Raw genomic sequence first — 7,529 nt, forward strand, 5'->3', positions numbered from 1 at the left:
TCGCACTGCTTACTTCCACGCTGATGGCTAATCTTTACGTGGGTGAGATTCGCACTCACTGGTTCTTACGCACTTATCTTGGCGCACCATAAGTTTCACCTTTAATATTTAACAATTTATTTTCTATCCAGTATTTTATTTTTTCAAAATATAAATAAACAATTGGAGTTGTGTATAAGGTAAGTAATTGGCTAATAATTAAACCGCCTATAATTGATATTCCTAAAGGTCTTCTCAATTCTGAACCCACTCCAGTACCAAATGCTAAGGGAACAGCCCCCAGAATGGCAGCCATTGTCGTCATCATAATAGGTCTAAAGCGTAAAATTGCGGCTTGATAAATTGCTTCTTTTGAAGTTTTATTTTCGAGTCGTTTTGCTTGAAGAGCAAAATCGATCATCATAATTGCATTTTTTTTCACAATTCCTATGAGTAAAATAATTCCAATTAAAGCGATTAATGAAAAATCTGTTTTTGTCATAATTAATGCTAATAATGCTCCAACTCCTGCAGAAGGAAGTGTTGATAAAATTGTTATGGGATGGATAAGGCTTTCATACAATATTCCTAAAACAATATATACTGTTATCAAAGCAGCTAAAATTAAATAGGGTTGGTTTGATAACGAGGATTGAAAGGCTTTGGCTGTACCTTGAAAAGAAGCATTTAATAAGGAGGGTAAATTCATTTCATTGACCGTTTTTTCGACTAAATTAACAGCATCTCCTAAAGGAGTTCCTGGAATTAAATTAAAAGAAAGTGTTGTTGCTGGGAATTGACTCTGATGATTTACAGATAATAAAGATGACTTAGCAGAAAAATTCGCAATTTCAGATAAAGGAACTAAAATATTTTTTCTGTTTTTAATATATGTATTTTTTAAAAACTCAGGGCTCATCCAAAATTCAGGAGCAACTTCCATAACAACATGATATTGATTTGTTGATTTATAAATTATAGATACTTGTCTTTGTCCAAAAGAATCGTAAAGAGTATTATCTATTGCAAAGGGAGTAACTTCTAATTTTGCTGCATTATCATAATTTATATTTATAAATGCTTCTAGGCCATGATTTTTTTGATCACTATTGACATCTGCAATTCCTGGTAAAAGGGATAATCTTTGAATCAGTTTTTCGCCCCATTTATTTAATTCATCTAAATTAGGAGCTGAAATTGAGTATTGAAATTGAGCGCCACCTTGTCGTCCACCAATCATAAGATCTTGTGCAGATTGTAAATAAACGTTCACTCCAGCAATATGAGACAGACTATTACGGAGTCGCCCAATAATAATGTCGGGAGATATTTTTCTTTCTTCAAGAGGTTTAAGACTTATAAAGACATTTCCATTATTAATTGTTCCTCCACCAACGTAACCAACAACATGTTCAATCGCAGGGTCTTCTTTTATGATATTTACAATTTCTGTGAATTTTTTTTCCATATTTTTAAAAGATATATTTTGATCTGCTACAATAAATCCCATTATTCTTCCGGTGTCTTGCTGAGGAAAAAAACCTTTTGGAATTTTAATATAAAGAAAAATGTTTAATATTATTGTTAAAAATATAACGAATAACATTGTTTTTTCATGATTTATTGTCCATAATAAACTTTTTTTATAAAACTCTGTTATTTTACTTTTATTCATTTGATTTGAAATTTTTTTCTGATTTACTTTTAACATTTTAGAACACATTGATGGTGTGATTGTTAAAGAAACAAATAAAGAAACTAAAATAGCAATCGAAAGAGTTATTGCAAATTCTCGAAATAATCTTCCTACAATGCCACCCATGAGTAATATTGGAATAAAAACGGCTATTAAAGATATACTCATAGATAATACCGTAAAACTAACTTCTTTTGATCCTAAAAGAGCAGCTTGTTTGGGTGCTACCCCTTTTTCAATATGTCTCATAATATTTTCAAGAACAACAATCGCATCATCAACGACAAATCCAGTTGAAATTGTGAGAGCCATTAATGAAAAATTATCTAAACTAAAATTCAAAAAATACATAATAGTGAAAGTACCAAGTAAAGAAATAGGAACGACAATACTTGGAATAAAAGTAGAGCTTAAATTTTTTAAAAATAAAAAAACAACAATGATGACTAAGACAATTGCTAAAATTAGCGTTTTTTCAACATCGACAAGAGAACTTCTTATCGTTGTTGTCCGATCCATTGCAACTGTTAAATCAATGCCCGCAGGAATAGAAGCTTCTAACTGAGGTATCTTTTGTTTCACACCATCTACAGTTTCTATTACATTAACACCAGGTTGTTTAAATATAATTAATAAAACGGAAGGTTTTCCATCTGCTAAACCCGCATTTTTTATATCTTCAACGGAATCTTTTACTTCAGCAACATCACTTAACGTAACGGGAGTGTTATTATGATAAGAAATAATAAGTGGTTTGTATTGATAGGCATGAATCAATTGATCATTTGTTGCAATATTATAAGAACGCTTATTATCTATTATTTGTCCTTTTGGTTTATTTGCATTTTCATTTTGAAGAGTTGTTCTTATATCATCAATTGCAATGCCATAATGATTTAAGGCAAGTGGATTTAACTCCACACGGACGCTTGGCAGAGAACTCCCTCCTACGATAACTTGACCCACTCCATTTGATTGTGAAATTTTTTGTTGCAATATCGTAGATGCCACATCGTACATTTTTTCTTTTGTATATAATTTAGATGTTAAAGCTATAATCATAATGGGTGCATCTGCTGGATTTACTTTTCGATAAATGGGTTTACTTGGAAGATCTTTCGGTAAATCAGATAAAGAAGCATCGATCGCTGCTTGAACATCATTCGCAGCGGCATCAATACTTCGATTTAAATCAAACTGAATAACGACACTTGTTTTTCCTAAGGAGCTACTTGAGGTCATTTCTGTTACTCCAGAAATGCGACCAATTTGTTTTTCAATGGGAGTGGCTACCGAAGTTGCCATAATTTCTGGACTAGCTCCAGGAAGAGAAGCTTGAACTAAGATAGTTGGAAATTCTATTTGTGGCAGTTGCGAAACAGGTAGAAAATAATATGCTAGAATACCTGATAAAATAATGAGAACTCCTACTAAAGAAGTTGCCTTTGGTCTTTCAATAAAAGGAGAGGATAAATTACTCATTTTTATCCTCTATCGTTTTTGTATTTTTTGTATTCGAATGAAAGAACGATTTAAAGTAACAAGATAATTTATCAAATAAAAGATAAATTACAGGAGTTGTATATAAAGTTAAAAGTTGACTGACAATCAATCCCCCCATAATAGAAATGCCAAGGGGGCGTCTTAGTTCTGATCCCATACCGGAGCCAAAGGCAAGTGGAATTGCACTTAATAACGAAGCTAAAGTTGTCATTAATATAGGTCTAAATCTAAGTAAACAAGCTTGAAATATGGCTTCAATAGGAGTCTTTTTTTCATTCCTTTCCAATTCAAGAGAAAAGTCTATCATCATAATTGCATTTTTTTTCACAATGCCAATAAGAAGAATGATTCCAATCAGAGCAATAATATCAAAATCAGAATGCGTTATTTGTAATGCAAATAAGGCGCCCATTCCTGCAGAAGGCAGGGTAGATAAAATTGTTAATGGATGAATATAACTCTCATATAGAATTCCTAATACAATATAAACAACAACAATAGCTGCTAAAATTAATAAACCTTCATTTGCTAAAGCATTTTGAAAACTTTTAGCAGCTCCTTCAAAAGTTGTTTGAATGCTATCTGGAAAATTTAAATTATTTTTCGTATTTTCAATTGCAGTAACAGCATCTCCTAATGATTTATGAGATGCCAAATTAAAAGATATTGTGGAAACAGGAAATTGTCCTTGCCTATAAATAACTAACGGCTCCATACTGTGTTTTATACTTGAAAAAGAAGATAATGGAATAGCGTTTCCCGAACTCGATTGAATAAATAAAGAATCTAAAACATTATGAGGAGTGATTTTTAAATTAGGATTGACTTCTAAAATAACGTGATACTGATTCGTTTGACTAAACATAGTTGAAATTTGTCTTTGTCCAAAAGCACTATATAAAGTGGAATCCAAATTTGCTACTGTAATTCCAAAACGAGCTGCGCTATTTCTGTCAATATTTATTTTACTTTGTAATCCAAAATTTTGCGTGTCATTGGCAATATCTTTTAATTCAGGTGATTTTTTTAAATTTTCAACTAATAATGCTCCCCATTTTTCTATTTCTGAAAAATAAGGTGAATTTAAACTATATTGATACTGAGTTCTACTGATCCGATCATCAATATTAATATCTTGAACGGGTTGCATATAAAGTGTCATTTCTTTAACTTTAGCAACATTTTTTTGAATTCGATCTATAATTTTTGAAGCATGTAATTTTCGCTCTTCTAAAGGTTTTAATTTAATTAAAATCCTTCCGCTATTTAAAGTATAGTTAGAGCCATCCACACCTATAAAAGAGGATAAATTTTCTACAGCGGGATCTTTTAATATTTCAGACATCATTTCTTGTTGTTTATTATACATTTCTCTAAAAGAAATGGATTGAGGAGCTTCAGTAATACCTTGAATTAAACCAGTATCTTGAATCGGAAAAAATCCTTTTGGTATCATCAAAAATAAAGTAATTGTTAATATTAAAGTTAAAAAGGCTACAATTATTGTTGTTTTTTGATAGTTTAGTACAAATTTTAAACTCATAGAATAATAATGAATCATTTTATCAAAAAAACTTTGAACATAAACTTCAAATTTACTTTTTGATTTTAATTGTTTGTGTTTTAATAAGTATCTGCATAACATGGGAGTTAAAGTTAAAGAAACTATAGCTGATATTAAAATAGAAACAGATAACGTTACTGCAAATTCTCGAAATAATCTTCCTATAATATCGCTCATAAAAAGCAACGGAATTAATACTGCTATAAGAGAAACGGTCAATGATAAAATCGTAAAACCAATTTGAGAGGAACCTTTTAGCGCCGCTTAAAATGGCGATTCTCCTTCTTCAATATATCTTGCAATATTTTCAATCATAACGATGGCATCATCAACAACAAATCCAGTAGCAATGATTAAAGCCATAATGGTTAAATTATTTAAGCTGTAGCCCAATTGATACATAACGGCAAAGGTTCCAATTAAGGATAAAGGAACAGAAATGCTTGGAATAAATGTTGCTGGTAAATTATTTAAAAAAATAAAAATGACAAATACAACTAAAATGACTGCTAACATCAATTCAAATTGTGCATCTTTGACCGAATGTCGAATTGTAATTGTCCGATCATTTAATATTTCTACATCTATACTATTTGGTAGTGTAGATTTTAATTTTGGCAATAAACTTTTAATATTATCGACTACTTCAATTACATTTGTTCCAGGTTGTTTTTGTATGTTTAAAATAATTGCTTGATTTAAATTCATCCAAGCGGCTTGTTTATTGTTTTTTGCATCATCTATTATGTTAGCAACGTCTTTTAATCGAATAGGAGCTGCATTTTTATAAGAAATAATTAAATTTTCATAGGATTCCTTTGTCAATAATTGATCATTTGCATTTATAGTATAAGCTAATCTTGAACCATCAAAATTACCTTTTGCCATATTTACATTTGAATTCGTTATTGCTGTTCGAATGTCATCTAAATTTAAACCATTTGAAGCTAAATACTGTGGGTTCGCTTGAATTCGAATGGCAGGACGCTGCCCTCCGTTAATGCTAACTAAACCGACTCCTGGTATTTCAGAAATTTTAGGAGCAAATCTTGTTTCAACAAGATCTTCAATTTTTGGTAAAGACAATACTTGTGAAGTTAATGCTAAAGTTAATATGGGTGTGTCAGCTGGGTTTACTTTATGATAAACAGGAGGATTTGGAATATCGGAAGGTAACAAATTTGAACTTGAATTCATTGCTGCTTGAACTTGTTGTTCTGCAATGTCTAAACTCATTTTCAAATTAAATTGAAGTGTAATTAACGAAGCTCCATTTGAGCTTGCCGATGTCATCTGTTTTAAACCAGGCATTTGACCAAATTGTTTTTCAAGGGGCGCTGTAATAGAAGATGCAATAACCTCAGGGCTTGCTCCTGGATAAAATGTAGAAATTTGAATTGTAGGATACTCCACTTCAGGCAATGCAGATACCGGAATAAATTTATAAGCGAGTAACCCCACAAGAAAAATGGCAATCATAAATAATGTTGTCGCAACGGGTCTTTTAATAAATGGAGCAGAAATGTTCATCATGGAACGGAGACCTCTAATCCATCTGCTAATTTATCTAAACCTTCTATAATGACCAACTCATCAAGCTCAACGCCATTTTTAATGACGATATTATCTCCATCTGTAGGACCTGTTGTTACTTTTTTAAGTTTTGCTTTTTTATTTTCATAGACAAATAAATAATCACCAATTTTTCCATGCTGAATAGCAGAAATAGGAACAATTTTTGCTTCGGGTAATGTTTCTATTAGAAGTTTTATATTTACAAATTGATTTGGAAATAAATTTTGTTTTTCATTTTGAAATTGAGATTTTAATTTTATTGTTCCTGTACTTAAATCTATTTGGTTATCCGTAGAAACTAATTCTCCTGAAGCAATTTGTTCTGTTTGTTCTTTATTATATGCTAATGTAGGAATCTTAAATTGAATTTTTGTCTTTTCAAGAATTTGTGGCAAATAGTCTTCTGAAATAGAAAAAACAATATGAATAGGTTGTATTTTATTAATAATAACAATTCCATTTTGGTCGGATATTTGAACATAGTTTCCAGGATTCACTTGCCTTAATCCCACTTTTCCTGAAATAGGGGCTTTTATTTTACAATGATTTAAATTTACATTAACAGCTTCAAGTTGTCCTTTATCTGACTGAATGACTCCTTCATATTGTTTTACAAGCCAGGTTTGTGTATCTAATGTTTGTTTAGAAATACCACCGGAAGGATATAAAATTTTATACCGTTTTAAATCTAATTTTGCATTTGTTAAAAAAGCTTGATCTTTATATAATTGACCTTGATATTGTGCATATTGTGCTTTTAGAGGTTTTGAATCAATTTCTGCTAAAATATCTCCTTGTTTTACAAGTTGCCCTTCATTAAAAAATATTTTTAGCAATTCTCCATTTATTTCTGTTTTTACCGTAACGCTTTCTATTGGAGTTACCGTTCCTAAAGCGTTTATATATACTGGAACGTCTTTTTTTTGTACTTTAGAAGTTTGAACAAGAATTGAACTAAATTTATTTACATTATCTTTTGTTTTTAAATTAGAATCTTCTTTTGATTTTTGATTTAAATTATCATTCGACTTTTTTTTATATATTTTTTCATTATTATTGAAAATAATTTTTAAAGGAGAGAAATTAAGGTGCGCCAAGATAAGTGCGTAAGAACCAGTGAGTGCGAATCTCACCCACGTAAAGATTAGCCATCAGCGTGGAAGTAAGCAGTGCGATTAATAAGGTAACAAATTAATTGAAGCCATTGTGAGC

Annotated in this window: 2 protein-coding genes and 1 pseudogene; all 3 read right to left on the reverse strand. The window is 30.7% G+C overall.

What is annotated here, in order from left to right:
* Window positions 1-73 precede the first annotated feature (73 nt).
* The 3 genes and pseudogenes from ACIQ56_RS12430 to ACIQ56_RS12440 all read right to left on the reverse strand — a co-directional run bounded on the left by ACIQ56_RS12430 (window position 74) and on the right by ACIQ56_RS12440 (window position 7,414).
* On the reverse strand, window positions 74-3,157 hold the full coding sequence (locus ACIQ56_RS12430; protein ID WP_397601380.1) for an efflux RND transporter permease subunit: 3,084 nt from the start codon (window positions 3,155-3,157) through the stop codon (window positions 74-76).
* Window positions 3,150-6,272, reverse strand: a pseudogene (locus ACIQ56_RS12435) (multidrug efflux RND transporter permease subunit). Before ACIQ56_RS12435 ends, ACIQ56_RS12430 begins: the two are co-directional and overlap by 8 nt.
* Entirely contained in the window at window positions 6,272-7,414 is a 1,143-nt protein-coding gene (locus tag ACIQ56_RS12440) for an efflux RND transporter periplasmic adaptor subunit (protein WP_397601381.1), read from the reverse strand. The pseudogene ACIQ56_RS12435 and the gene ACIQ56_RS12440 overlap by 1 nt, the downstream one beginning before the upstream one ends.
* Window positions 7,415-7,529: the final 115 nt, after the last annotated feature.

This window comes from Silvanigrella sp. (assembly GCF_044369315.1).
In the GTDB taxonomy this organism is placed as follows: Bacteria; Bdellovibrionota_B; Oligoflexia; order Silvanigrellales; family Silvanigrellaceae; genus Silvanigrella.

Coding starts and splice junctions, on each gene's coding strand:
- ACIQ56_RS12430 (WP_397601380.1), bottom strand. CDS start 3,157: ATGAGTAATTTATCCTCTCCTTTTATTGAAAGACCAAAGGCAACTTCT.